Here is a 23,326-nt window from a genome sequence, read left to right as displayed (position 1 = left end):
GGTTAGCTCCCCTTTTCTGCATTACTTGTTTTATCGTCACGTTTTTTACGCCACAGGACAAAGAGCGATCCAAACAGGCCGATAAACAGCAGGGCCAGCGGCAGTATCATCAGGCAGAGCATCAGCTCGTCTTCATATTTCAGGAAGACCGTTGTTTTCCCTAAGGCGAAGCCCAGCGTAACCAGAATAAACACCCACAGGAACCCACTCATCCAGTTAAAGAACTGAAAGCGCGCGTTATTCAGGCCAGACAAGCCTGCGATGGTTGGGAGTAACGTTCTGACAAAAGCCAGAAAGCGACCCACTAAAAGCGCGGACAAACCATGACGGTGAAAGAGCTGGTGGGCGCGTTGGTGATAGTGCGCGGGCAAATGCGATAGCCAGCCCTGAACGACTCCCGTGTTGCCAAGCCATTTCCCCTGAATATAGCTGGCCCAACAGCCAAGGCTGGCGGCTGTCGTCAGGAGGAATATCGTAAAAGGGTAATTCATTGTGCCCTTGGCGACGAGGACGCCGACCAAAATAAGCAGGCTATCGCCGGGCAAGAACGCGGCAGGGAGCAGACCATTTTCCAGAAAGATAATCAGAAACAGTAATATGTAGATGGTCCATACCAGCTTCGGGTCGGCTAAAATATCGAAATCCTGATGCCAGAGTGCGTTTAACAGTTCTTTGATTAATTCCATCCGGTATTCCTAATACTGCTGTTGCATTTAGCCTTGGCGACAATCACGCTTCTGGACATGATAAGAGTGAATACAGTGCTCTCAGGGAGCAGGATTATTATTTTTTTATGATCTCTGCTTCGTTCCACCTGATAGTGGAGCTGGCGTCTGACTCGATGTTCGCTTTTCGCTGCGAGCCCGATGAACAGGCTGCTTGGGGATTGTTTGGTCTTGGCAAACTTTGCATCCAAAGCGATGGATTAAGCGTAAGAAAGACGCGTTAACTGTAACAAAATAGGTGTTCTTGAGACAGAAAAATATTACGACAACTGAGGCGGTTTAGGGGGATTTTTCGAGGAAGAGTTGTGATTTCTGCCATATTTTACACTCGCTGACAGAAATCAACGTTTTCTGACTTTTTCCCTTTGGTTCAAAAATTTCCCCCTGCGCCTAAAACGGGGGAAAGGATGCATATTTAGGACTTGCCCGTATGTATCTGGTCGAGGTGGACGACCGGATTCTCGGCGAACATATAGCGATCGACGTTAAACTCGAAATCATCGGTCGTGGCGCGAAACAGCATCTGTTTGGTGTTTTCCAAATGTTGCCACATTGCCAATTTTGCAGCGTAAGGATCTTTGCGAATCAGTGCCTTAAGGATGCGGTCGTGTTCCTCGCACCAGCTTTCAATCGACTTGTCGTCAATGTGCTCATGCAGTTTGCGCCAGTAAGGATTATGAATCCGTTGGCTCCACATTTTCTCGACGATGGTCGCCATCGCGGAGTTCTGTGTTGCCAGCGCGACCTGAACGTGGAATTTGAGATCCCACTGAGAATCACGGAAGCGATCTTCCTGACGCGCATATTCCTGAATTTCCATCAGTTGGATGATGTCCTGACGGGTCACCTGTGTGGCCGCAAATTCAGCAATATTGCTTTCAATGAGTTGGCGAGCCTGAAGCAGCTCAAAGGGGCCTGCCGCGACGAATTCAATATCGCCGCTATTAATGAACGAATTCTTCTGCTGGTTGGAAATAACGTGAATGCCTGAACCCTTGCGTACTTCAACGTACCCTTCGACTTCCAGCATAATGATGGCTTCGCGCACCACGGTGCGGCTGACGTTCATTTCTTCAGAAATATAGCGCTCTGCCGGTAATTTTTCGCCGACCTGATACATACCACTTTCGATGCGCTGTTTTAATTCTGCGGCTAACTGCTGGTATAGCCGTCGGGGTTCAGTGAGTGCCATGATGATGTCTACTCTCGATAGATGACGGTCCATGTGCCACGTCAGGGCCTGAGTGTCTATCTCGTTAATCTTTCAGGGATGATTTGTTATACCACTTAATCATAGCAGCAACCAATGTTGTGGTCACAGTTATCGCGGTGTGTTATCGGAGGGAGGTGGCTCACCCAGTCGCAGATCATACCGGATGAGCCAGGATAATGCAGGGATTATCAGTGTTGGTTGGCTTCTTTCAATGTTTCAGCCGCGGCGGCGACTTCTGATGCCGGTTGGTTTTTCAACACGGTCCAGATGACGATAGCACCCAACAGGTCAAAGACGGCCAGTGCCGCGAACAGCGGGCTGAAGCCCATCGTGTCGGCCAGTGCGCCCACAACCAGAGCAAATAGGGTGCTTGCCATCCAGGCTGCCATGCCGGTCAAACCATTTGCCGTTGCGACTTCATTACGGCCAAATACGTCAGATGACAGCGTAATCAGCGCGCCGGACAGCGACTGGTGCGCAAAACCACCGACGCACAGCAGAGCGATGGCGACATAAGGGCTGGAGAACAGCCCGATCATGCCCGGCGCAATCATCAGTACCGCGCCCATCGTGACGACCATTTTGCGGGAAACGATCAGGTTCACTTTGAAGTGTTTTTGGAACAGCATTGGCAAGTAACCGCCCAGAATGCAGCCGATATCGGCGAACAGCATCGGCATCCAGGCGAACATGGCGATTTCTTTCAGGTTAAAACCGTAGGCTTTGAACATGAACAGCGGGATCCACGCATTGAACGTTCCCCAGGCGGGTTCAGCCAGAAAACGCGGCAGTGCGATACCCCAGAATTGACGGTTACGCAGGATCTGCAAGGCGGACATTTTTTTCGCGTTATTGGTCTGGTGCTGTGCTTCTTGCCCGCTAAGAATGTAGTCGCGCTCTTCGTCGCTGAGTTTTTTCTGATCTTTCGGGTGCTTATAGAAAATGAGCCAGCAGAGGGCCCAGATCAGGCTCAGTACACCGGTAATGATAAAGGCCATTTCCCAGCTGTGCGCCACAATCGCCCACACGACCAGCGGTGGCGCGATCATGGCGCCGATGGATGACCCCACGTTGAAGTAACCCACCGCAACAGAGCGCTCTTTTGCCGGAAACCATTCGCTACTGGCTTTCAGGCCAGCAGGGATCATGGCTGCTTCTGCCATACCGACAGCGCCGCGGGCGATCGCTAAACCCCCCCAGCTGTTTGCCAACGCGGTGCCCATACAGCAGATGGCCCACAGAATGGCGAACATGGCATAGCCGATTTTTGTGCCAAGCAAATCCAGTACATAGCCAGCGATGGGCTGCATAATGGTATAACAAGCTGAGTAGGCAGCAACGATGTAAGAATACTGCTGTGTCGTGATGTGCAACTGATCTTGTAGCGTCGGTGCGGCGACAGACATTGCATTACGCGTCAGATATCCCAGCACGGTGCCAATGGTCACCAGGCCGATCATATACCAGCGTAATCCTTTGATTTTACGCATTTACTTTCTCTCCGAGTCAATAAAAAACACCGTAATGGCTCTTGAGTGGCCTCAGGGTGTGATGTGTCTTGTGATGTCGTGCGACACGTTTTGTTGTTGTGCTGAACAGGAAAACCCTTCTCTTTGTGAGATAGCGATTGAATCCCTGCTTAAGGCAGCGCTACAATAATTTGTCATACAACTTTAAAAGTTGAGTGATATCACAAAACCATTATTTTTATGTGGAATAGCTGATTCCTCGTTTAAACCGAGAGAGATAGGCCGTTTACGGCGATAAATGCTGGGTTATTGTACTATTTGTTACATTTTTGCGATCATGACCTCACAAATACTGTGAGATATCGCGCATAATTGGTGTGATATCTTTTAACGGTTAACTAATTTGGTGCACAAGAAGCACGGTAAGGAAGAGAACATGCCCCAGTTTATGAGTGAAGATTTTCTGTTAGACAGTGAATTTGCCCGTCGTCTTTATCATGAGTATGCCGTCGACCAACCGATATTTGACTATCACTGCCATTTGCCGCCTGAGCAAATCGCGGAAAACTATCGCTTCAAAAATTTGTATGACATCTGGCTAAAAGGCGATCACTACAAGTGGCGCGCGATGCGCACCAACGGCGTGCCTGAGCGTTTGTGTACGGGCGATGCCAGCGATTGGGAAAAATTTGAAGCCTGGGCTGCTACCGTGCCGCACACCATCGGCAACCCGCTTTACCACTGGACACATCTGGAACTGCGTCGTCCGTTCGGCATCACCGGCACGCTGCTGTCGCCGAGCACGGCAAAAGACATTTGGGATCGTTGTAATGCCATGCTGGAACGCGATGATTTTACCGCGCGCGGCATCATGCAGCAGATGAACGTGAAAATGGTTGGTACGACAGACGATCCGATTGACGATCTGCGCCACCATAAAACCGTTGCTCAGGATTCAAGCTTCTCTATCAAAGTGTTGCCGAGCTGGCGCCCAGATAAAGCGTTCAACATTGAACTGGCAACCTTCAACGACTACATGGCGAAACTGGGTGAAGTCTCCGACACCGACATTCGTCGTTTCAGCGATCTGCAAACGGCGCTCACCAAGCGTCTGGATCACTTCGCCGCACACGGCTGTAAAGTGTCTGACCACGCGCTGGATGTGGTGATGTTTGCCGAAGCCGATGACGCTGCGCTGGATAAAATTCTGGCGCGTCGTCTTGCGGGCGAAACGCTAAGTGAACATGAAGTGGCACAGTTCAAGACCGGCGTTCTGGTCTGGCTGGGTGCGGAATATGCCCGTCGCGGCTGGGTTCAGCAGTATCACATTGGCGCACTGCGCAACAACAACCTGCGCCAGTTCAAGCTGCTGGGGCCGGATGTGGGCTTCGATTCCATCAACGACCGTCCGCTGGCTCAGGAACTGTCTCGCCTGCTCAGCAAACAGAATGAAGAAAACCTGCTGCCGAAAACCATCCTTTACTGCCTGAACCCGCGCGATAACGAAGTGCTCGGTACCATGATCGGCAACTTCCAGGGCGAAGGGATGCCGGGCAAGATGCAGTTCGGTTCCGGCTGGTGGTTCAACGATCAGAAGGACGGCATGCAACGTCAGATGACCCAGTTAGCGCAGCTTGGTCTGCTGAGCCGCTTCGTCGGTATGCTGACCGATAGCCGCAGCTTCTTGTCTTATACCCGTCATGAATATTTCCGCCGCATCCTGTGCCAGATGATTGGCCGCTGGGTGGAAGATGGCGAAGCGCCAGCCGATCTGCCTTTGCTGGGCGAAATGGTGAAAAACATCAGTTTCGATAACGCTAAAAACTATTTTGCCATCGAGCTGTAATTCCACGGCGTCGTAAGGTGTGAATTGCGCGAGGACGCGGCAGTAAGACTCCCAAAGGGGCTTACGCCGCAACTCCCGGTGTCTCGGTCTTTTGTCTTAAGGTAGCCTGTTAATGCAAACGTTAAATCGTCGTAACTTCCCCGGTCGTCAACACCCAGATCGTGTTATCCAGTTTGGTGAAGGCAACTTCCTGCGCGCTTTCGTCGACTGGCAGTTGGATTTGCTGAATGAGCACACCGATCTGGATGCGGGCATTGTCGTTGTTCGCCCGATCGATTCCGATTTCCCGCCCGCGCTGGACACTCAGGATGGCCTGTATACCACCATTATCCGTGGTCTGAACGAGCAGGGTGAAGCAGTGCGTGAACCCCGCCTGATCCGTTCGGTAAACCGTGAAATTAACGTGTACCGTCAGTTCGATGAGTATCTGGCGCTGGCGCACGATCCGAATATCCGCTTCGTGTTCTCCAATACCACCGAAGCGGGTATCAGCTATCACGCCGATGACCGCCTGAACGACGCGCCGCCTGTAAGCTTCCCGGCGAAATTAACCCGTCTGCTGTATGAACGCTTCTGTCATTTTGACGGTGCGGCGGATAAAGGCTGGGTGCTGCTGCCGTGCGAGCTGATTGATTACAACGGCGTGGCGCTGAAAGAGCTGGTGCTGCGCTATGCCGCACAGTGGAAACTGACGCCAACGTTTACTGCCTGGCTGAACGATCACAATACCTTCTGCTCAACGCTGGTCGACCGTATTGTCACGGGTTATCCGCGTGCCGAAGTGGAAGCGCTACAGCAGGAAATGGGCTATCAGGATACGTTTTGGGATACGGCGGAACACTTCTACCTGTTCGTGATTCAAGGGCCACAGTGGCTGGCGGAAGAATTGCGTCTGAACAAGCTGGATCTGAACGTCCGTATCGTTGATGACATCAAACCGTACAAAGAACGTAAAGTCGCGATTCTCAACGGTGCTCATACTGCGCTGGTGCCGGTGGCATTCCTCGCAGGTCTGGATACCGTTGGCGAATCGATGAATGATGCCCTGATTGGCAAATTCGTAGAAAAGACCATTGCCGAAGAGATTGTGCCGGTATTGGATTTGCCGCATGACGAACTGACGTCATTTGCTCAGGCCGTGCTAAGTCGCTTCCGCAACCCGTTCATTCAGCATCAGCTGTTATCTATCTCGCTGAATGGCATGACCAAATTCCGCACCCGTATTCTGCCGCAGTTGCTGACCTACCGTGAGCGCCACGGTGAGCTGCCTGCCCGCCTGACGTTTGCGCTAGCGGCCTTGATTGCATTCTATCGCGGCGAGCGCAGCGGTGAAGGCGATGCGTTACAAACCTATCCGTTGCAGGACGATGCACACTGGCTGGAACGTTATTCCACGCTGTGGGCGGGCGTAAAAGAAAACACCGTCAGCCTGGCTGAATTGGTGAATGTCGTACTGCGCGATGCCGATCACTGGGAGCAGGATTTAACACTGGTTCCTGGCCTGGCTGCGCAGGTGACTGAACAGTTGCAAACCATCGTTGAGCGCGGCATGCGCGCAGCCGTGGAAGGTTATTGCTAATCAGTAAGAAGGGTTATCCATGCAAAGTATTATAAAAATTCATTCTCTGGACAATGTGGCTGTCGCCCTGCGTGATGTCGAGCAAGGCGAAACGGTGTCGGTGGATAGCCATACGGTGACACTTCAGCAACCTGTCGTGCGCGGACATAAGTTCGCGCTGGAAACCATCGCACCGGGAGAAATGATTACCAAGTATGGCCTGCCAATCGGCCATGCGTTGGTGTCTATTGCTCCTGGAGAACACATCCATTCCCAGAATGCGAAAACCAATCTGAGCGATCTGGACGAATATCAGTATGAACCAGAATTTCTCGAACTGCCGCCGCAGATGGGCGATCGGGATGTGCAGCTCTATCGCCGCCAAAATGGCGATGTCGGTATCCGTAATGAGCTGTGGATCCTGCCTACCGTCGGTTGCGTGAACGGGATTGCCCGCCAGATTCAGCAGCGTTTTCTGAAAGAAACTAACGATGCGGAAGGGATCGACGGCGTTTACCTGTTCAGCCATACCTTCGGCTGCTCACAGCTCGGTCAGGATCACGAAAACACCCGTACGATGCTGCAAAACATGGTGCGTCACCCGAATGCGGGGGCTGTACTGGTGATCGGTCTGGGTTGTGAGAACAATCAGGTTGACGCCTTCCGCACGACGCTGGGCGATTTTGATTCCGATCGCGTGACGTTCATGGTGTGCCAGCAGCAGGACGATGAAGTTGAAGCCGGTCTGGAACGGCTGCATACGCTGTATGAGGCGATGCGCCATGACAAACGCGAGCCGGGTAAGCTGAGCGAGTTGAAGTTTGGTCTGGAATGCGGCGGCTCCGATGGGCTGTCTGGTATTACTGCCAACCCGCTGTTAGGCCGTTTCTCTGACTATCTGATCGCCAACGGCGGCACCACCGTGCTGACCGAAGTGCCGGAAATGTTCGGTGCGGAACGTATTCTGATGAGCCGCTGCCGTGATGAAGCCACGTTTGAGAAAACCGTGCACATGGTCAATGACTTCAAACAGTACTTCATCGCGCACAACCAGCCGATTTACGAGAACCCCTCGCCGGGTAACAAGGCGGGCGGGATCACCACGCTGGAAGAGAAATCACTGGGCTGTACGCAAAAGGCCGGACAGAGCAAAGTGGTGGACGTGCTGAAATATGGTGAGCGCTTACATACACCGGGGCTCAACCTGCTCAGCGCACCGGGGAATGATGCCGTCGCCACCAGCGCGCTGGCGGGTGCCGGTTGCCATATGGTGCTGTTCAGTACCGGACGCGGTACGCCTTACGGTGGATTCGTGCCTACCGTAAAACTGGCGACCAACAGCGAGCTGGCGAAGAAGAAACCACATTGGATTGATTTCGATGCAGGGCGTCTGATTCACGACATGCCGATGGATGAACTGCTGAGCCAGTTTGTGGAGCTGATTGTCGAGATTGCTGACGGCAAGCGTACGAAGAACGAAGTGAACGACTTCCGCGAATTAGCCATATTTAAGAGCGGCGTGACGTTATAAATTACATTCATTCCAATTAAAATAAAACGGCGTTTCATTTTTATAATGACGCCGTTTTTTTTCGCCACAACTTTTATTCGCTACAACTTTTAGAGGCAGGGATCATGACACATTATTGGATTGCCCAGTCTGTTGGTGTACTGGCATTTATGGTCGGCATCACCATGTTTTTCAACCGTAACGATCAAAAATTCAAAATACAGCTCTCGGCATACAGCGCCGTCATTGGTCTGCATTTCTTCTTGATGGGGGCAAATGCGGCAGGTGCCAGTGCATTGTTGAACTCGGCACGTACATTAATCTCACTGAAAACGCACAACATCCTCGTGATGTTTGTCTTTATCTCACTGACGCTGCTCTTTGGTTTGTCAGGCATGAACCATGCGATGGAACTGCTGCCGATAGCGGGCACGGTCGCCAGTACCTGGGCGCTGTTTCGTACGTCTGGGTTAACGACGCGCTGCGTGATGTGGTGCTCAACCGCCTGCTGGGTTGCGCATAATATCTGGCTGGGCTCGATTGGTGGGTCGTTGATTGAAGGCAGTTTCCTGCTGATGAACGGTTTTAACATCATCCGCTTCTGGCGCATGCAGCAGCGCGGCATCGATCCTTTTAGCGTAGAGAACAAAGCGTAATTTCAGGTGTTTCTCGTCACTTTAGGGCCGCTCGTTTTTAAGCGAGCGGCTGATAATCAATCCTAATCAATTACAGCAAATTCAAGCGTTCTTTTTCCGCCAGTTTGGCATCTTCTGCCTGACAGACAGCAGCGGTAAAAATCACGTCTGTTGACGAGTTTAATGCCGTTTCTGCGGAGTCCTGCAATACGCCGATAATGAACCCAACCGCAACCACCTGCATGGCGATATCATTGGAGATACCGAACATGCTGCACGCCAGTGGAATCAATAGCAGTGAACCACCCGCCACACCCGATGAGCCACAGGCACAGATAGATGCCACCACGCTCAGTAATAATGCGGTAGCGATATCAACTTCAATCCCTAGTGTATGAACGGCTGCCAGCGCCAGTACCGTAATGGTAATCGCCGCACCGGCCATATTGATGGTAGCGCCCAACGGTATAGCCACGGAATAGCTATCTTCATTCAGGTTCAGCTTACGACACAGTTCCATATTGACCGGAATATTGGCGGCGGAGCTGCGGGTAAAGAAGGCGGTTACGCCGCTCTCGCGCAGGCAGCGCAGCACCAGCGGATAAGGGTTGCTGCGAATCTTCCAGTAGACGATTAGCGGGTTGATCACCAGCGCAACCAGCAACATACCACCGATCAACATCATCAGCAGGTGGGCGTAGCCCCACAGCGCACCGAAGCCGGTTTCCGCCAGCGTTGAGGCGACCAGACCAAAGATCCCCAGCGGTGCGAAGCGGATCACGACACGCACGATAGCTGTTACTGCATGAGATGCATCGCTGATCAGGTTCTTTGTGGAAGCTGACCCATGACGGAAAGCTAATCCCAGACCTACAGCCCACACCAGAATACCGATGTAGTTGGCATTGAGCAGAGCGTGAATCGGGTTAGCGACAACACTCATCAACAGGCCTTTTAATACTTCGACAATCCCTGACGGTGGCGTAATGTCAGTAGCTTGCGCACTCAGTGCTAGCGTAGAGGGAAACGTGATACTCAACACGACGGCAATGAAGGCCGCAGAGAAGGTGCCAATGAGGTAAAGAACCAGAATGGGGCGGATATTGGTTTTCTGCCCTTGTTGGTGATTGGCGATAGATGCCATGACCAGCATGAATACCAGAATGGGGGCGACGGCTTTCAATGCGCCGACGAACAGCGTTCCCAATAAGCCAGCCGCCAGCGCGGCCTGCGTGGACAGTGAAGCCAGAATAATACCCGCCGCAAGCCCTAGAAGAATCTGTTTAACCAGGCTGCCGTGGGTAATGTACTGCAAAAAACGAGAGTGTTGAGTTTCCATAATTTTGACGATGTAACCGTTCCGCTAAGTAGTTGTCTGTACGGAGCTGACACCTCTGGCTTGTGCCGGGTGGCTTTGTTTTTCCGTAACGAAGTGTGTTTTCGTGTATCAGTATATGAAAATTTATTTTTGGGAAAAGCAATGATGTGGTTTTTTATGACGGACATCCTTGTCCGTCACCCTGCGGGCCGTTGCTATGCAACGTTGAAAAACGCTCCCGACGTTTTTTTATGACGGACATCCTTGTCCGTCACCCTACGGAGAGGTGAAAAACAGGATTAACGCTCGGCGCGTTTGTTCACCCAGACGTTGATCAGCATGGTGATGACCAGAATGCTGGCAACGACGCCCAGAGAAATCGCCACCGGAATATGGAAAATGTCGATGAGCATCATCTTGGTACCAATGAAGATCAGGATGACGGCCAGACCATATTTCAACAGCGAGAAGCGTTCAGCCACGCCAGCCAGCAGGAAGTACATCGCCCGCAAGCCCAGAATCGCGAACAGGTTTGACGTCAGTACGATAAAGGGGTCGGTCGTGACGGCGAAAATAGCCGGGATACTGTCTACGGCGAAAATCACGTCGCTGATTTCAACCATAATCAGCACCAGAAACAGCGGCGTGGCATACAGGATGCCGTTACGACGGACGAAGAATTTTTCATTCTCGATGCTATCCGTCATGCGCAGATGGCTACGCAGCCAGCGTACCAGCGGTTTGTCGCCGATCGCTCCGTCACCTTCTTTAGCTAACGCCATTTTAAGGCCGGTAAACAGCAGGAACGCGCCGAACACATAGAGCAGCCACTGGAACTGCGTGACTAACCAACTGCCGCCAAACACCATCAGCGTTCTGAGAACGATGGCACCCAATACGCCGTAAATCAGCACGCGACGTTGGTATTGCGGGGGAACGGCGAAGTAGCTGAATAGCATCAGCCAGACGAAGACGTTATCGACGGCAAGCGCTTTCTCGATCAAATAACCGGTCAGGAAGGCCAGCGACTGGGCGTTGGCCACCTCGCGACCCATCGTGCCATCCAGATACCACCAGAAACCGGCGTTGAACAGCAGAGAGAGCGTGACCCAGATGATAGACCAGACGGCAGCCTGTTTGAACGTCATTACCGTCGACCCTTTGCGCCCTTGATAGAGCAGGTCGATGGCCAGCATTACTATAACAATGACAGCGAAGCTGCCCCATAACCATGGCGTGCCGATGGTGTGCATAGCAAGATCCTTAAATAGAAACAAAAACGGCCAACATCGGAAGGACGCTGGCCGCTTGTTATTAAAGCTGCAAATGCACCTCGCCTCCCGGCAAGGTCTCACTTACAACGTTAATGAAGCTGTCTCATCAAGGTTGCCCAGTAACCGGATGCGAAACGCATCGTAATGACGATTAGCTGGCGGAAAAGTTACTCCCCTTTGCCTGACTGAAGATAGGTGAAAAGATGATCTTGGTCAAATAATTATCGCTGTTTTACTCCGCATTCCCCGGCGTCGCAGCGTCGGCAGGAAACACGACACCTGTTTGGTGGCGAATTTCCGTCAGCAGCGCCGCAACGGTGCGTGAGCGCGCCAGTTCCGCATGGTTAATGTCGTTATTGTTCACCAGCGTGGCAAAGACTTCAGCTTCGTACAGCATGCTGTTGATATGCTGCGGTTGGCTGAGATCCAACTGCTTGCCTTCACGCGGAATGAATTTCACGTTCTGGCATTCAGACACTTTTTCAATCACCAGCGAACCGTCTTCCCCTTGAATTTCGCTGGAAATAGCGGAGTGGCTGACTTTGGAGTGGACGATGCTCACATCGAAATCGCCGTAATTCAGGATGATGCAGCCATGTGCGTCTACGCCGCTTTCCAGCAGTGTCGCGCTGGCCTGCGTGGTGCACGGTTCTCCCCATAGCGCGACGGCGAATGCCAGACAGTAGTAGCCGATATCCATGATAGAACCGTTGGAGAACGCCGGATTGAACGTGTTGGGGTTCTCACCCGCCAGATAGAGCGGATAGCGTGAGGAATACTGGCAGTAGCTCAGCACCACTTTACGCAATTTGCCAACTTTCGGCAGCGATTGCTGGATCACGCTAAAATTGGGCAGACTGGCAGTTTTGAACGCTTCAAAGAGGACGACCTGATTTTCTCTGGCACAGGCGACCATTTGTTCGACTTCATAGCGGTTGGAAGCCAGCGGTTTTTCACAGATGACGTGCTTGCCGTGGCTCAGGAAAAGCAGCGCCTGTTCGCAATGCAGGGAATTAGGGCTGGCCAGATACACGGCGTCGATAAGATCGGATTTCGCCATGGCTTCCAGTGAATCAAACAGCGTATCCACCATGTAATCGGCTTGAAACGGCTGCGCTTTTTCTGCCGTACGTGAATAGATGGCGGTGAGCTTCAGTTTGCCGGTTTCATGGGCGGCGTCAACAAACTGGCGGGTGATCCAACTGGTTCCTACAATGGCGAAGCGAATCATAAGTGTTTGGTATCCTGAAGGCATGGGGGATGACTATGCAGATTATCACGGTGAAATGACAAGGCAACGTCAATCATTTCCGGTTTTGGCAGAGAAAAGCATTTACTGACGGGCTGTTTTAAGGGATAAACAGCGCAAATTTTATGATGCAGGAGAGGCTAATGAGCCAACTTGAATTGGAAACGTGCAACCTGACGTTGGTGCGTTATCCTCAGGTCGCTGAAAACTCGGCGCTACAGGCGTGGGATGCCGCAGATGAATATCTGCTGCGTGAACTGGCTACCATGGAAATCGCGCCGGGCCCGCGCCTGATTTTCAATGATACGTTTGGTGCGCTGGCCTGCGGTTTACAGGCGCAATCGCCCGTCAGTATCAGCGACTCTTATCTGAGCCAACTGGCGACGCGACATAATCTGGAACTGAACGGTTATGATGCCGATGCGGTAACCCTGTTGGATAGCATGGCAGAGCTACCCGATGCACCTGCGCTGGTGGTGATAAAAATACCGAAAACGATCGCGCTGCTGGAACACCAGCTGAGAATGTTGCGCAAGGTTGTTACACCGCAAACGCGCATCATTGCCGGAGCGAAGGCGCGGGATATTCATACCTCTACGCTGCAACTGTTTGAACGCGTGATGGGGCCGACGAAAACCTCGCTGGCCTGGAAAAAGGCGCGTCTGGTTCACTGTGAGTGGGCGGAACTAAAAGTCAGTGAGCAATCACTTACTACTGAGTGGGAGCTGGATGGTTACGGCTATCGCATTCAAAACCTGGCTAACGTGTATTCGCGTAATGGGTTGGATATCGGCGCTCGCTTCTTTATGCAGCACTTGCCGGAAAAGATAGACGGTAAGATCATCGATCTCGGCTGTGGCAATGGCGTCATTGGGCTAGCGGCGCTGGAAGCCAACCCAGAAGCCACCGTCGGCTTCTTTGATGAATCCTACATGGCGGTGGCATCGAGCCAGACGAACGTTGAAGTCAACCGCCCGCAGGATATTGAGCGCTGTAGCTTCGTGGTGAACCACGGATTGTCTCGCGTTAGACGCGATACGTTGCAGGCGGTGCTGTGTAATCCGCCATTCCACCAGCAGCAGGCCGTGACGGACGAAATCGCCTGGCAGATGTTTATGGATGCCCGCCGTTGCCTTCAGGTTGGCGGAGAACTGCGCATCGTGGGGAATCGCCATCTGGATTATTTCCACAAGATGAAGCGCTTGTTCGGTAACTGTGAAACTCTCGCCAGCAACACGAAGTTCGCTGTACTGCGCTCGGTTAAAACGGGCTCGTCCCGCTAAGCCGCTCCTGTTTCGTGAGGCTAATTCAGCCTCACGAACTACAGTATTAACGCCAGCCGGGTGGCCTGATCGATCGCCCGGCGTGCGTCCAACTCCTGCGCCACATCGGCACCGCCAATCAGATGAACGTGACACCCAGCTGCGAGTAAGGGGTCATACAGCTTACGGTTGGGTTCCTGACCAGCACAGATAATGATGTTATCCACTGGCAGACAGCGTCGTTGCTGGTCGTGGATAATGTGCAGTCCCTCATCATCAATATGATGATATTCCACGCCGCCTAGCAGCGTCACACCGTGGCGCAGCAGCGTGGTGCGATGTATCCAGCCTGTCGTTTTCCCCAGATTTTCACCGGGCTTGCCGGTCTTCCGCTGTAATACGGTAATGTCCCGCTGGTGGGGAAGCCCGTCAGGCTGTTGAGGCAGCAGGCCGCCCCGGTGCTGCAATTGCTTATCGATTCCCCATTCCGCATAAAAGTCAGCATGTCCCGCTTGAGAAGGCTGGGGATTAAGACGATGGTTGCCACTGTGCTCGTTGTTAAGAAGACTATTCTTGTTTAGAAGACTGTTCTCGTTAAGAAGATAGTGCGCGGTATCAAAACCAATGCCGCCTGCGCCGATAATAGCGACCCGTTTGCCGACGGGCTTCTTGTCGCGCAGCACGTCCAGATAGCTCAACACGCTAGGGTGATCGATGCCTGCAATCTCGGGAGTACGCGGCACGATGCCACAGGCCAGAATCACGTCATCAAAACCGAGTAAATCGGCGGCAGTTGCCTGCGTGCTCAGGCGAAGCGTGACGCCGAGCAATTCTAGCTGCCGACGGTAGTAGCGCAGCGTTTCATAAAATTCTGCTTTGCCGGGTATCTGTTTGGCAATATTGAACTGCCCGCCGATATAGGAAGAGGATTCAAACAGCGTGACCTGATGACCGCGTGCGGCGGCGTTGACGGCAAAGGCCATGCCAGCAGGCCCCGCGCCGACCACCGCAAAGCGTTTACCGACTCTGGCTGGCTGGATAGGTAGTTCGGTTTCGTGACAAGCGCGTGGGTTAACCAAGCAGGACGTGACCTTGCCAGCAAAAATCTGATCGAGGCAGGCCTGATTGCAGCCGATACAGGTATTGATTTCATCCGCACGTCCCGACTGTGCTTTTGCTACCAGTTCAGCGTCGGCGAGAAAAGGACGCGCCATCGACACCATGTCGGCACAGCCTTCGGCTAAAAGCTGTTCCGCGACGACGGGATCGTTGATGCGGTTGGTGGTAATCAGCGGGATGCGGACTTTCCCCATTAGCTTCTGCGTGACCCAGCCGAAGGCACCGCGAGGCACCAGCGTGGCGATAGTCGGAATTCGCGCTTCATGCCAGCCGATACCGGTATTGATGAGGGTGGCACCTGCCTGCTCAATCGCCTGCGCCAGTTGCACAATTTCTTGCCAGCTTGATCCTTCTTCTATCAGGTCGAGCATCGATAAACGGTAAATCAGGATGAAGTCCGGCCCTGTTCGTTCCCGCACGGCGCGAACAATCTCAAGCGCGAAGCGGCTACGGCGCTGGAAATCGCCGCCCCATTCGTCATCGCGATGGTTGGTGTGCGTCACCAGAAACTGATTAATCAGGTAGCCTTCCGATCCCAAAATTTCCACGCCGTCGTAACCCGCCTGCTGTGCCAGCGCGGCGCAACGGGCAAAGTCGTCGATGGTTTGCACAATATCCTGCGTACTCATTTCTCGTGGTGCAAAGCGGTTAATTGGTGCCTGAATAGCCGATGGTGAGACCGGATCGGGCTGATAGCTGTAGCGTCCGGCGTGGAGAATTTGCAGCGCGATTTTCCCGCCCGCGTCGTGTACCGCCTGCGTCAGCACCTGATGATGCGCCAGCTGCACCTTGTCATGCAAGGTCGCGCCGCCTTTGGCAACGGCACCTTTGGCGTTTGGCGCAATGCCGCCGGTGACAATCAGGCCAACGCCGCCCTGCGCGCGCTCACGGTAAAATGCCGCCAGCCTTTCGGTGCCGTCCGGGTGTTCTTCCAGACCGGTATGCATGGATCCCATCACCACGCGGTTCTTTAACGTCGTGAAGCCAAGATCGAGTGGGGAAAGCAGCGTGGGGTAGGCAGTCATTGCACTCTCCGGTGAAGTCAACTGGTCTGATGAGTTATGGTGTTCAATCTAGCCGTAATTGAGGGAGTTGTGAAATTTATGTTTCTTTATTGTGATTGATGTCATTGCTAACCATAGGTAGAAGCGCGTGCAGACAAGGGATCGTGTGCTGGAGTGTTTGTTGTCGGGGGCGTGTCACATTATAATCCGCGAGTTTATTGGGCAAAGGTATCGTTATGCGGGTGGAAGAGTTGGAATATCGGCTGGATAGCGCGCTTCGGGCGTTAGAGCAAAGCGTTCAACGTCAGCAACAGACGTGGCGGCAGGAACATCAGTCCCTCCAGCAGCAGTTGCTTCAGGCGAAAGCGCGTGACGCTTACCTTTGTGCGCAGATTGAACGGCTCTCTGCACAGCTGAGCGCGATGGATAGCTCGCCGGAGCGTAATCCGCTGATTCAGAAAATGAAGGTCGTTCATGCCCATCTTGATGTGTTGGCACAAGAAGCCAGCGCCTTTAGGCGTTCACTGCGGTAACGCTTAACGCAATACGTCCGCTTCCTTACACAATTCCTCCTCATTCTCCATAATTGCCGCAAATGTGGAGCCGACACTTGCAGAGATTTACCCTTACTCTAATTAACTGAAGGTGTCGGGCCTATACTTTCTCTCGTAGCACGGCACTCGCCGTCGACAAGTCAATTCAGAGAGAGGAATAGAATATGCGTAAACTCACTGCAATGCTGGTTGCTTCTTCTTTGGCATTGGGCGCGGCAGGTATCGCGCATGCTAATGATGCCCCGAAAGGTCCTGGCCCGGAACACAAGATGATGATGAAAGAGGGTCGGGAGCATCGTGGCATGATGGGGCCGGATGCGATGTTTAAGGAGCTGAATTTGACGGAAGCGCAGAAGCAGCAAATTAAAGACATCATGAAAGATTCCCGAGAGAAAATGCACAAAGCGATGCAGGACGATCGTCGTGATATGCATAGCCTGGTTGCATCCGATACGTTTGATGCCGCAAAAGCACAGGCACAGTTGGATAAAGCCGACGCCGCGCACAAGGCCAGAATGCTTAACGGACTGGAAACCAAGAACAAAATTTACAACGTTCTGACGCCAGAGCAGAAAAAGCAGTACAACGACAATTTTGAAAAACGACTGACTCAACCGCCAAAACCTGACGGCAAACCTGTCCCAGCGGAATAACGCGTCCGCAAGATAACTCACTGAGTCAACAAGACCACCGGATTGACGTATTACCTCACGGGTAATGCCTCGGTCCGGTGGTTTTTTATTTATTTTCCCGCCGCCATCCCACTGTGAGTAGGGAAATGATTAATGCTATTCTCACGCGGAGACAGCAGGTGAAATGATCGGACAGCGGGCGGTAAAGGACAGATGAATCACGATTTGACGTTGAAAACTATAAAGTTCATGCCGCTGCTGTTTCTGACCACTCTGATAGTGAGCTGTCTGGGATTTCGTTTTCGTGTGTTGGATGAGCTGTCGCTGTTTTGGCCCGCCAACATTCTGGTTTTTTGCCTCATGATCATTTTCAGAGCCAGAAAAGGGACGATAACAGGTAAAACGTTCTCTATCGGTATCGGTTTTTTGGTGAGCTATGCGGCGATGCTGTCGGCCGCGTTATTGATGGATAATAGCTCACCGTTAAAAACCAAGGTGCTGTTATGTTTGTGCAATATGGTCTTTGTGGTGTCGGCCTGGTGCGCCTTTTGCCTGATGTGTCGGTTTACTGGAAAGTGGTCGACATTTGAAAAATTCAGCAAATATTACGTCTACATTATTTTCGCTTCGACGTTTGTCGGCGCGTTCTTATCCGGCGTGGCGTATGGGGTTTATGCGTATGTTTACGATACGGGAAACCGCTATGCCGAGTTTATGGACTGGTTCAGCGAACAACTGGGAACCGGCATTATCCTCGCGTTCTTTTTCCTGCGGGGTAAAGACATCCTGCGTGCGCTACGGAATATTCCGCTGTGCCCTAAGAACATCAGAGAAAATATCTTTCCCTTTCTGGTCTTCATTATTTTCTTATTAGTGAGCCTCTTTTTCCTTGATGCCAGTCTGATTACGCTGTCCGTTATTCCACTCACGCTGTGTGCGTTCAATTACTCTTTTCCGATCATGTCGCTGCTCTGTGCGATTACCGGCGTAATACTGAATTATCTCTATATTAATCAGGTCGGTATACTCATCGATTCGAATTCCGAAGCGTACATTAACTCGTTTCTCACTACGGCGCGCCTGAATATCGCTATGTTAATTATGGCGATGCTAAGCGTCTCTCATTTTGTCTCGATGAACCGGCGGTTGATTAAAATCATCGAAAGCAGCAGCCTGAAGGATGCGCTCACCAACACGTTCAATCGCCGCGCTTTTCTCAGCATGTTGAACGGGCGGCAGGGCGTGCTGATGAATAAGAAAAAGCGCCAATTAACGCTGCTGTTTTTGGATATCGATTATTTTAAGCAGGTCAACGATACCTACGGTCATGCCTGCGGTGATGAACTGATCGCCAGCTTTGCCCGTATGCTGAGCGCTACGATTCGTCCGAGCGACATCCTTTGCCGCTGGGGTGGGGAGGAGTTCGTGATTGCGGCTTACGACCTGACGGCTGAGCAATCCGAAGCGATGGCTGAAGCGCTGCGGCATCTTACGGAATCCACGGCGCTGACGCTGTCCGACGGCCGGGAAATCCGTTTTACAACCAGTATTGGCGTTGCCACGTTTCCCCAGTATGAAGGCGGCAATATTTACGATCTGATCGGGCTGGCGGACGAGCAGTTGTATAAAGCGAAAGCGCAGGGGCGTAATCGTGTCTGTATGCGTCTGGTCGAAGAGGCCTGACTCTTTCCTTGACCTTCCCCTTACTGGAACGTCTACCCTCAAACCTACTGTGACTGATTGAGGGGTTGTGATGAAGAAAGTCCATTTGTTATTAACGGCAGCGTTGCTGGTTCCGTTTCTCTCGTTCGCGGCCGACAGCGCGCATAGTGGCCACGGTGCTGCGAACGACGCGTCGTCCTCCCAGCAGGCGTATAAGCAAGGGATGGATGCGATGCATAGCGATATGATGAAAGGGATGCAGTCCAGCGACCCTGATGTTGCCTTTGCCAAAGGGATGATTGCGCATCACCGCGGCGCGATTGATATGGCAAAAACGGAGCTGCAATACGGCAAAGACCCGGAATTGCGCAAGCTGGCGGAAGAGATTATCAAAGCCCAGCAGCCGGAGATCGACCAAATGGAAGCCTGGCTGAAGAAGCAGAGCAAGCCGTAAATTTGCTGATGGCGCCTCTTCGGAGAGGCGCCATTTTGTTTTTATCACGCCGTGGAGTGGGCGGCTTCACCCGATTGGTAAAAATTTAGTGACTGTTTTCACAGAATAAAACGTAGAGATAGCTTTCTCCGCGTGAACTTGTTAGAAAACAGGAAAGGACGTCACCAGAATTTTCTGGGCGAGACCTGGATAAAGCAGCGTATAGCACGCTGCTTTATCCAGGTTTTTTTTTGCTTATTTTCTAGCTGGCCAGCGGACAACAAGCGGGATGACGTGTATTGGGCAGTTGCAGCCATTGACGAAACGGGAAGTCATTATGAATAGCAAAGTGCTAGCTGAAAATATTTTGAGGTTGGTCGGGGGAGAGGCGAATGTCTCCACTCTGGTTCATTGTGCAACACGCTTGCGCTTTAAGATCGTTGATCACAGCAAAGTGGACATGGAAGCGCTGGAGGCAGAGGACGGTGTCATTACGGTTCTGAACGCTTCAGGGCAGTTGCAGGTCGTTATTGGGAATCGGGTGCCGGAAGTGTACCGCGCCTTTGGTTCCATCTCTGGTTTACTGGAAGATGGTGCGAATAAACAGAAGCCGGTAGAAAATGAAAAATCGGTTTCTATGATGGGACGACTAATTGATCTGGTCGCGGGTATTTTCACCCCGCTGCTAGGAGCAATGGCGGCAGCGGGTGTACTGAAAGGTGCGCTGGCGATTGTTATTGCCTGTGGGTGGTTAGGTCCAAAAGAAAGTACTTATGTGATACTGCATGCGGCCTCTGACAGCTTGTTCTACTTCTTGCCTATGCTGTTGGCTATTACGTCCGCGCGTAAGTTTGACACTAATATTTTCGTGGCAGTATCGATTGCGGGCGCGCTGGTTTATCCCTCAATACAAGGGCTATTTGAGGCAGGCCAGCCTGTAACCTTCTTAGGGTTGCCGGTCGTGATGATGAAATACACATCCTCGGTGCTCCCGATTATTTTCAGCATATGGCTGATGTCCTATCTCGAGCGTTTCCTGAATCGTCATATTCACGAAAGTGTGCGTAACATTTTAACGCCGTTCTTCCTATTAACGCTGATGGTGCCGTTAACGCTGATGACCATTGGCCCAATCGGTATCACGGCCAGTAAACTCGTCGCTTCACTGTTTGTTAGCATCTATAGCTTTAACCCGATCATTGCTGGTGCGTTGATTGCGGCTTCATGGCAGATCTTAGTGATTTTCGGTATTCACTGGGGTTTCGTGACCGTCTTTATCAATGATATTTCCGTTATGGGACACAGTTACCTTAAAGCGGCATCTAGCCCGTCTGTCTTTGCTCAATCCGGTGCGTTATTAGGCGTGATGGTGCGAACCAAAGATAAGAAGCTCAAAGCGCTGGCGGGGAGTTCGTTCATTGCGTCACTGTTTGGTATCACGGAACCTGGTGTCTACGGCGTCACGCTGAAGCTGAAAAAACCGTTTATCTGTGCGGTGATCGCCGCGGCAATGGGCGGGGCTATCGCAGGCTATGCGAAAAGCTCGGCGATTTCCATGGGGATGCCTGGATTGCTGACACTGCCGATTTTCTATGGTGAAGGCTTCGTTGGGTTCCTCATTGGCTGTGCGATTGCTTTCGTGGCAAGTTTTGTTCTGACGGTTATCGTTGGGTTTGATGAACCGACGCAGCCTGCCGAGAGTACGCCTGCTCCCATGCATTCGCCCACCGCGACACCGGCTGCGCAAGCCTCGCGCCAGCACGCCAATGCGTTGCCGCTGAAAGACGCACCTGAAACGGCTGAACAGCTGGGGTCGCCAGCAAAAGGTGAACTGATCTCGCTGGAAGAGGTAAATGACAAGGTGTTCTCTTCCGGCATCGTCGGGCAGGGTGTCGCCATTCTGCCGCAGGAAGGGCGCATCTATTCGCCGGTGGATGGCGTGATTGCCAGCACGTTCGCGAGTGGCCATGCCGTCGGCATTCTTTCGCAGGGCGGTGCGGAGATTCTGATCCATGTCGGCATCAACACGGTACAGCTGGAAGGCCAGCATTATCAGATGCACGTTGCAGAAGGCGACAAGGTGCAAAAAGGCCAACTGCTACTGGAGTTTGATTTGGAAGCAATCCAGAAGGCAGGCTACGATACCGTGACGCCGATGGTAGTAACGAATGCGGATGAGTACCACCTATTCAGCCCAGGATCCACTCGTCAGTTGGTGGTGGGAGAGACGGTGATCGCGCTGGCGTAATGCAATAAACCAGACGGCGTGTGAACACGTCGTCTCACATAAAAAAGTCCAACGGTTTATCATAACCGATGGACTTTACCTTTAAGTTTAAAATAGATATTTAAAACGAATACGTGCGCCATAGCGATCTTTATCACTGCTGTCCACGGAAGTCATTTCTCCACGGCCATTGATATATGAATAATATGCGCCAAGGTACGTTTTAAAGTTATCCATCTCTAAGATGCTAGGTAATTCATAAGAAGTAAATACAGTGTGGATATCATATTTACCGGGGCGTAGCGATTTTTCTTGGCCGGGGTTGAGATTGATATCGCGTTGATAATATTTAATGTCATTATGTGCATAAATATAACCAACTTGTAGCTTGCGCCATAATACGTTGCCGCCAATTGAGAAATCACTTTCGTTTTTCGCATCTAAATATGCCGTGCTTAAGTTAGCAGCGATGCCATTTTCAGCGTTATCTTTTAAGTTATCCCAATTAAAATTGAGGCCATAGCCAGTGCGGCGAGATTGGTCTTCAAATTTCCCATCTGTATTTTGGTAACCGTAGGCATTGTGTATAACGTTAGCGTCTATAGCTCCCGCAACGGTGAGGTTATCTTTTTTCCATGCGGCCACAGGGCGAACGTAAATCACGTTTTTGCGATTATCTAATTGTCTACCATGATATTTTCCATCTTGGAACACCTTACTACCATCTTCAACTAATGTGTTCACTTCGAAGTACCAATCATTGTAAGTGCTACTTAAATTCATGGCTCCGCCATTATCACTTCTTCCTCGACCTTCTTTCATCATATAGACATAGCCAAATCCGTCTGCATATAAATCGTTGGCGCTGTTTCCCGAGTGTTCAACGAAGGTATCTTGGTTAAGTGGGAACATATCGTAGGCTTCATATCGGCCAATCTTGAAGTTCCACTTATTATCTTGACCAAAATAGAAGACGGCATCATCGAGACCCATAGAACCGGACATGTTGGCCAAAGGTTGTACCTTAAATCCGGCACGGTTCCCATTAGAAAGCGCTCGCTCTCCGTCTAAACCAATCAAGATGCGCCCATTCAAATCCCAGCGCTCTTTATCCTTAAAGTCTCCAGAGCCATCCCCAGCCTGAGTGTGCATTGAGGTGATTTGGCCTTTGCGGCTTGCACCATCAATGTTAAATTCGACATCGCCATATAGCTTTAATGTGCCCCAATCGCTGTTATTTGCCACAAAATTGTTAGATTTTTCAGCGACGCTTTGTCGTTTTTCTAATTGATTGACTTTTTCATTAGCCAGTGTGGCATTCGCTTGAGCCTGATCTGAATTTTTCTCAAGAGTAGTGATACGCTGCTCTATATTCACTGAATTCGCGATTTTTTGCGGTGTATTCTTATTCGTTATTAATTGCTCAAGCCTCGCTGCTTTTTGTTCCGCAGAGGCCGCTCTTGATTCGGCATCTACCGCTCGTTTCTCAAGAGAGTTTAAACGTGCTTCAATGTCGCTTAACGAACTCTCTGCGTTAACTAATAAAGGAGAGGCACTAAGTAAAAACCCTATCGCTAACGATAGCTTATTTATTCTCATCATTTATTCCTCTTTTTCTATGTAAAGTGTTACCAAT

Annotated in this window: 18 protein-coding genes; 10 read left to right on the top strand and 8 right to left on the bottom strand. The window is 51.6% G+C overall.

Annotated features, from left to right (window positions below; genetic code table 11):
- Positions 1 to 2 precede the first annotated feature (2 nt).
- The 3 genes from LOZ86_RS19505 to LOZ86_RS19495 form a co-directional block, all read right to left on the bottom strand.
- Positions 3 to 686, bottom strand: a complete 684-nt coding sequence (locus LOZ86_RS19505; protein WP_039481944.1) for a DedA family protein — start codon at positions 684 to 686, stop codon at positions 3 to 5.
- Positions 687 to 1,140: 454 nt separating this feature from the next.
- A complete protein-coding gene (exuR, locus tag LOZ86_RS19500) occupies positions 1,141 to 1,917 on the bottom strand; it encodes a transcriptional regulator ExuR (RefSeq protein WP_039513554.1) in 777 nt (258 codons plus the stop codon).
- 209 nt (positions 1,918 to 2,126) lie between these two features.
- Positions 2,127 to 3,428, bottom strand: coding sequence for an MFS transporter (locus tag LOZ86_RS19495; RefSeq protein WP_039513555.1), 1,302 nt, complete (start codon positions 3,426 to 3,428; stop codon positions 2,127 to 2,129).
- Positions 3,429 to 3,843: 415 nt separating this feature from the next.
- Here LOZ86_RS19495 and uxaC point away from each other — a divergent pair, with 415 nt between their 5' ends.
- From uxaC to LOZ86_RS19475, 4 genes are all read left to right on the top strand, one after another.
- Positions 3,844 to 5,253, top strand: coding sequence for a glucuronate isomerase (gene uxaC, locus LOZ86_RS19490; RefSeq protein WP_039481939.1), 1,410 nt, complete (start codon positions 3,844 to 3,846; stop codon positions 5,251 to 5,253).
- A 112-nt stretch (positions 5,254 to 5,365) separates the two neighbouring features.
- On the top strand, positions 5,366 to 6,832 hold the full coding sequence (locus tag LOZ86_RS19485; RefSeq protein ID WP_039481937.1) for a tagaturonate reductase: 1,467 nt from the start codon (positions 5,366 to 5,368) through the stop codon (positions 6,830 to 6,832).
- A gap of 19 nt (positions 6,833 to 6,851) precedes the next feature.
- Positions 6,852 to 8,342, top strand: a complete 1,491-nt coding sequence (locus LOZ86_RS19480) for a UxaA family hydrolase (protein ID WP_039481936.1) — start codon at positions 6,852 to 6,854, stop codon at positions 8,340 to 8,342.
- Between the two features lie 104 nt (positions 8,343 to 8,446).
- A complete protein-coding gene (locus LOZ86_RS19475) occupies positions 8,447 to 8,977 on the top strand; it encodes a YgjV family protein (RefSeq protein WP_039481934.1) in 531 nt (176 codons plus the stop codon).
- A 70-nt stretch (positions 8,978 to 9,047) separates the two neighbouring features.
- On the opposite strand, the gene sstT is transcribed toward LOZ86_RS19475, so the two are convergent.
- The 3 genes from sstT to LOZ86_RS19460 all read right to left on the bottom strand — a co-directional run bounded on the left by sstT (position 9,048) and on the right by LOZ86_RS19460 (position 12,779).
- The gene (gene sstT, locus LOZ86_RS19470; protein WP_039481932.1) at positions 9,048 to 10,295 is read right to left on the bottom strand and encodes a serine/threonine transporter SstT; all 1,248 of its coding nucleotides are present in this window, start codon (positions 10,293 to 10,295) and stop codon (positions 9,048 to 9,050) included.
- Between the two features lie 278 nt (positions 10,296 to 10,573).
- Positions 10,574 to 11,527 carry a TerC family protein gene (locus tag LOZ86_RS19465; protein WP_039481929.1) on the bottom strand — a complete coding sequence of 318 codons (954 nt, stop codon included), beginning with the start codon at positions 11,525 to 11,527 and terminating at the stop codon, positions 10,574 to 10,576.
- A 253-nt stretch (positions 11,528 to 11,780) separates the two neighbouring features.
- Positions 11,781 to 12,779 carry a Gfo/Idh/MocA family protein gene (locus LOZ86_RS19460; RefSeq protein ID WP_039481926.1) on the bottom strand — a complete coding sequence of 333 codons (999 nt, stop codon included), beginning with the start codon at positions 12,777 to 12,779 and terminating at the stop codon, positions 11,781 to 11,783.
- A gap of 161 nt (positions 12,780 to 12,940) precedes the next feature.
- Between LOZ86_RS19460 and rlmG the strand changes: the two genes are divergently transcribed.
- A complete protein-coding gene (gene rlmG / locus LOZ86_RS19455; RefSeq protein ID WP_039481925.1) occupies positions 12,941 to 14,080 on the top strand; it encodes a 23S rRNA (guanine(1835)-N(2))-methyltransferase RlmG in 1,140 nt (379 codons plus the stop codon).
- 38 nt (positions 14,081 to 14,118) lie between these two features.
- Here rlmG and LOZ86_RS19450 read toward each other — a convergent pair whose 3' ends face one another.
- Positions 14,119 to 16,203: an NADPH-dependent 2,4-dienoyl-CoA reductase gene (locus tag LOZ86_RS19450; RefSeq protein ID WP_230242647.1), complete on the bottom strand. Its 2,085-nt coding sequence runs from the start codon at positions 16,201 to 16,203 to the stop codon at positions 14,119 to 14,121.
- A gap of 215 nt (positions 16,204 to 16,418) precedes the next feature.
- Here LOZ86_RS19450 and LOZ86_RS19445 point away from each other — a divergent pair, with 215 nt between their 5' ends.
- The 5 genes from LOZ86_RS19445 to LOZ86_RS19425 all read left to right on the top strand — a co-directional run bounded on the left by LOZ86_RS19445 (position 16,419) and on the right by LOZ86_RS19425 (position 21,711).
- Positions 16,419 to 16,715 (top strand): hypothetical protein, encoded by a 297-nt coding sequence (locus LOZ86_RS19445; RefSeq protein WP_039481919.1) that lies wholly within the window; start codon positions 16,419 to 16,421, stop codon positions 16,713 to 16,715.
- 185 nt (positions 16,716 to 16,900) lie between these two features.
- A complete protein-coding gene (gene spy / locus LOZ86_RS19440; RefSeq protein WP_039481915.1) occupies positions 16,901 to 17,389 on the top strand; it encodes an ATP-independent periplasmic protein-refolding chaperone Spy in 489 nt (162 codons plus the stop codon).
- Between the two features lie 192 nt (positions 17,390 to 17,581).
- Positions 17,582 to 19,051 carry a GGDEF domain-containing protein gene (locus LOZ86_RS19435; protein WP_039481913.1) on the top strand — a complete coding sequence of 490 codons (1,470 nt, stop codon included), beginning with the start codon at positions 17,582 to 17,584 and terminating at the stop codon, positions 19,049 to 19,051.
- Between the two features lie 70 nt (positions 19,052 to 19,121).
- Positions 19,122 to 19,484 (top strand): CopM family metallochaperone, encoded by a 363-nt coding sequence (gene copM, locus LOZ86_RS19430; protein ID WP_039481911.1) that lies wholly within the window; start codon positions 19,122 to 19,124, stop codon positions 19,482 to 19,484.
- 316 nt (positions 19,485 to 19,800) lie between these two features.
- The gene (locus LOZ86_RS19425) at positions 19,801 to 21,711 is read left to right on the top strand and encodes a beta-glucoside-specific PTS transporter subunit IIABC (protein WP_230242645.1); all 1,911 of its coding nucleotides are present in this window, start codon (positions 19,801 to 19,803) and stop codon (positions 21,709 to 21,711) included.
- A gap of 87 nt (positions 21,712 to 21,798) precedes the next feature.
- Here the strand turns inward: LOZ86_RS19425 and LOZ86_RS19420 are convergent, their stop codons facing one another.
- Positions 21,799 to 23,289, bottom strand: coding sequence for a carbohydrate porin (locus tag LOZ86_RS19420; RefSeq protein WP_039481907.1), 1,491 nt, complete (start codon positions 23,287 to 23,289; stop codon positions 21,799 to 21,801).
- Between the last annotated feature and the right edge of the window lie 37 nt (positions 23,290 to 23,326).

Source organism: Pectobacterium parvum (genome assembly GCF_020971565.1).
In the GTDB taxonomy this organism is placed as follows: Bacteria; Pseudomonadota; Gammaproteobacteria; order Enterobacterales; family Enterobacteriaceae; genus Pectobacterium; species Pectobacterium polare.
Note: the sequence above shows the minus strand (reverse complement) of the source record. Positions and strands in the feature narration are given on the sequence as shown.

Excerpts from the sequence above, each read along its gene's own strand:
- LOZ86_RS19435 (WP_039481913.1), top strand. The coding sequence starts at position 17,582 with ATGAATCACGATTTGACGTTGAAAACTATAAAGTTCATGCCGCTGCTG.
- LOZ86_RS19420 (WP_039481907.1), bottom strand. The coding sequence starts at position 23,289 with ATGAGAATAAATAAGCTATCGTTAGCGATAGGGTTTTTACTTAGTGCC.
- copM (WP_039481911.1), top strand. The coding sequence starts at position 19,122 with ATGAAGAAAGTCCATTTGTTATTAACGGCAGCGTTGCTGGTTCCGTTT.
- LOZ86_RS19505 (WP_039481944.1), bottom strand. The coding sequence starts at position 686 with ATGGAATTAATCAAAGAACTGTTAAACGCACTCTGGCATCAGGATTTC.
- LOZ86_RS19460 (WP_039481926.1), bottom strand. The coding sequence starts at position 12,779 with ATGATTCGCTTCGCCATTGTAGGAACCAGTTGGATCACCCGCCAGTTT.
- LOZ86_RS19485 (WP_039481937.1), top strand. The coding sequence starts at position 5,366 with ATGCAAACGTTAAATCGTCGTAACTTCCCCGGTCGTCAACACCCAGAT.
- LOZ86_RS19465 (WP_039481929.1), bottom strand. The coding sequence starts at position 11,527 with ATGCACACCATCGGCACGCCATGGTTATGGGGCAGCTTCGCTGTCATT.
- LOZ86_RS19425 (WP_230242645.1), top strand. The coding sequence starts at position 19,801 with ATGAATAGCAAAGTGCTAGCTGAAAATATTTTGAGGTTGGTCGGGGGA.
- LOZ86_RS19495 (WP_039513555.1), bottom strand. The coding sequence starts at position 3,428 with ATGCGTAAAATCAAAGGATTACGCTGGTATATGATCGGCCTGGTGACC.
- exuR (WP_039513554.1), bottom strand. The coding sequence starts at position 1,917 with ATGGCACTCACTGAACCCCGACGGCTATACCAGCAGTTAGCCGCAGAA.
- LOZ86_RS19475 (WP_039481934.1), top strand. The coding sequence starts at position 8,447 with ATGACACATTATTGGATTGCCCAGTCTGTTGGTGTACTGGCATTTATG.
- spy (WP_039481915.1), top strand. The coding sequence starts at position 16,901 with ATGCGTAAACTCACTGCAATGCTGGTTGCTTCTTCTTTGGCATTGGGC.
- rlmG (WP_039481925.1), top strand. The coding sequence starts at position 12,941 with ATGAGCCAACTTGAATTGGAAACGTGCAACCTGACGTTGGTGCGTTAT.
- LOZ86_RS19480 (WP_039481936.1), top strand. The coding sequence starts at position 6,852 with ATGCAAAGTATTATAAAAATTCATTCTCTGGACAATGTGGCTGTCGCC.
- LOZ86_RS19445 (WP_039481919.1), top strand. The coding sequence starts at position 16,419 with ATGCGGGTGGAAGAGTTGGAATATCGGCTGGATAGCGCGCTTCGGGCG.
- uxaC (WP_039481939.1), top strand. The coding sequence starts at position 3,844 with ATGCCCCAGTTTATGAGTGAAGATTTTCTGTTAGACAGTGAATTTGCC.
- sstT (WP_039481932.1), bottom strand. The coding sequence starts at position 10,295 with ATGGAAACTCAACACTCTCGTTTTTTGCAGTACATTACCCACGGCAGC.
- LOZ86_RS19450 (WP_230242647.1), bottom strand. The coding sequence starts at position 16,203 with ATGACTGCCTACCCCACGCTGCTTTCCCCACTCGATCTTGGCTTCACG.